The 2,777-nt window shown below is 70.0% G+C and carries 1 protein-coding gene; it reads right to left on the bottom strand.

Translation table 11 applies throughout. The annotated features are described in order from the left end of the window. On the bottom strand, window positions 1–2,777 hold a 2,777-nt coding region (locus ACQR0Z_RS34985), incomplete at both ends, for an amino acid adenylation domain-containing protein (RefSeq protein WP_434921691.1).

Genomic DNA, 2,777 nt, shown 5'->3' with positions numbered 1-2,777 from the left:
AGTAGGGTCGCGACATGCCCGGCCAGCCGCTCCATACTGGCGGGCGCGAACATCTCGGCGTCGTATTCCAAAATGCCTTCGAGCCCGCCGTTTGCGGTCGGCTGCAGCGACAGCGTCAGCGCGAATTTTGCGACGCCCGGCTCCGGCGGGTGCATCCGCGTGGTGAGGCCGGTGATCTCCGGCGCGCGGAAGGCGGCGGCGTTCTGCAGCGCCAGCATCGCCTGGAACAGCGGGCTGACGCCGAGCTGGCGAGCCGGCTGCAGCTCCTCGACCAGCTGCTCGAACGGCAGGGTCTGATGCGCGAAGGCGGCGAGATCAGTCTCGCGCACACGGGCGAGCAACTCGGCGAGCGTGGGATCGTCCGCGAGTCGCAGCCGCAGCACCAGGGTGTTGACAAAGAAGCCGATCAGACCTTCGAATTCGCGGCGGGTGCGGTTGGCGATCGGCGTGCCGATGCTGATGTCGTCGCTGCTGCTCCAGCGGGCCAAGACGGTGGCGAAGGCCGCATGCAGCACCATGAACAGCGTGACGCCGTGGCGGCGGGCCAAGCCTTCCCAGGCCGCGACCTCGCTCGCGTCATGATGTAGATGGATAAAGCCGGCGGGATGGCGTGGCGTCGTCGGACGCGGCAGGTCGAGCGGCAGCTCCAGCCGCGCCGGCGCCTCAGTGAGCGCCGCACGCCAAAAAGCGAGCTCGCGCGGGATCGGTCCATTGGGATCGGCCAAAAGCTGCCGGTGCCACAGCGCGTAGTCGGCGTATTGCACCGACAGCTCCGGCAGCTGCGCAACCGCGCCGCTGCGCGCGGCCTCATAGAGCCGCGCCAGCTCGCCGAAGAACACACCGGACGACCAGCCGTCGAAGGCGATGTGATGGATGACGACCGCGAGCACATGACGCTCGGGGCCGAGCCGCACCAGAACCGCATGCAGCGGCAGGTCGCGCGAAAGGTCGAAGCGGTGCTGCACCAGGCCATCGAGCCGCGTAGCCAGCGCGGCGTCGCGATCGGCAGGGGCGAGATCGGAGAGATCGTCGTGCAGCAGGCGGAAGGCGCTCGCCGGCCGGATGATCTGGATCGGCGCATCAGCCTTGAGTTCGACCGTGCTGCGCAGGCTCTCGTGACGGGCGACCAGCGCGGTCAGCGCACGATCGAGCGCCTGGGGGTCGAGTGCGCCGTCGAGATCGAGGGCGAACGGAATGAGGTAGGCGGCCGAGCCGCCTTCGAGCTGATCGAGGAACCACAGCCGGGTCTGCGCTGCCGACAGCGGCAGATCGGCCGGGCGGGGCAGCGCGACGAAGGCTGTGGCCTGATCAGCGGTCTTGTCGTCGAGCGAGGCCGCAAGCCGGGCGATGGTCGGCTGCTCGAACAGCCGGCGCAGCGGCAGCTCGCGGCCGAACTGGGTGCGCAGGCGGGAGACGAGCCGGGTGGCGAGCAGCGAGTGGCCGCCGAGCTCGAAGAAATTGTCGTCGATGCCGATCCGGGCATGACCCAGCAGCTCGGACCAGATCGCGGCGAGCGCCTGCTCGGTCGCCGAGCGCGGCGCGCGATAGCTGGCCTCTGAGGCGGCGGCGAGATCGGGCTCGGGCAGCGCCTTGCGGTCGAGCTTGCCATTCGGCGTGACCGGCAGTGCGTCCATCGCGACGAACAGCGCCGGCACCATGTAGTCGGGCAGCAGGCTGCCGAGATGACCGCGCAGCTCTGCCGTCGATGGCGCTACGCCGTCGCGCCCGACCACATAAGCAACGAGGCGCCGTCCCTGCGCATGCTCCTGCGGCACCACGGCCGCTGCGGCTATGGCCTCATGGCGGCGCAGCGCGCTCTCGATCTCGCCGGGCTCGATGCGGAAGCCGCGGATCTTGACCTGGTGGTCGGCGCGGCCGAGAAACTCGAGCGTGCCGTCGGCGCGCCAGCGCGCGCGGTCGCCGGTGCGGTAGAGCCGCGTGCCCGGCGGCCCGAACGGATCGGCAATGAAGCGCTCCGCCGTCAGTCCTGGACGGTTGATGTAGCCTCGCGCGAGGCCCGCGCCCGCCACATACACTTCGCCGACGACGCCGATGGGTACCAGCGCCAGCCGCTCGTCGAGCAGGTGCACTTGCATGTTGTGCACGGGGCGGCCGATGGTCGGCGGTGCGTCGTCGGGACCGTCCGAGAACCAGGCGGTGGAGTAGACGCTCGCTTCCGTCGGCCCGTACAGATTCCAGATCCGGCAGTTCGGCAGCACCTGCCGTGTCCGGTGCACCAGCTCCTCGGGCAGCGCCTCGCCGGCGAGGATCAGCGCGCGCGCATCGGTCGGCAGCGCCGTGGTGTCGAGCAGCGTGCGCAGCACCGACGGCACGCCGCTCAACAGCCGCATGCCCGAGCGGCCGCGATGGGCGATGGCGAGCAGGTCGGGCGCGACCTCGATGCAGCCGCCGCAGCTCAGCGGCGAGAACATCTCCAGCACCGACATGTCGAAATTGATCGAGGACGAGGCGAAGGTCGAAGCCAGCACATCGGTGCCGACAGCGGCAAAGCTCCAGCGCACGAGATTGACGAGCCCGCGCTGCGGGATGGCGACGCCCTTGGGGCGGCCGGTCGAGCCGGAGGTGAAGATGACGTAGGCGAGATCGTCAGGCCGCGGACGCCGCTGCGGCAAGGCGGGCGGCTGTTGCAGCAGTGTGGGATCGTCGATCCTGAGCTGCGTGAGATCGCCGGGCAATGCGGCGGTGCTGCCGTCGGTCAGCACCAGTTGCAGCCTCGCATCCTCCGCCATCACACGCAGCCGCTCGGCCGGGTAGGC

The sequence above is a fragment of the Bradyrhizobium sp. HKCCYLS3077 genome (assembly GCF_051167555.1).
In the GTDB taxonomy this organism is placed as follows: Bacteria; Pseudomonadota; Alphaproteobacteria; order Rhizobiales; family Xanthobacteraceae; genus Bradyrhizobium.
This window is presented reverse-complemented; position numbering and strand designations above follow the sequence as displayed.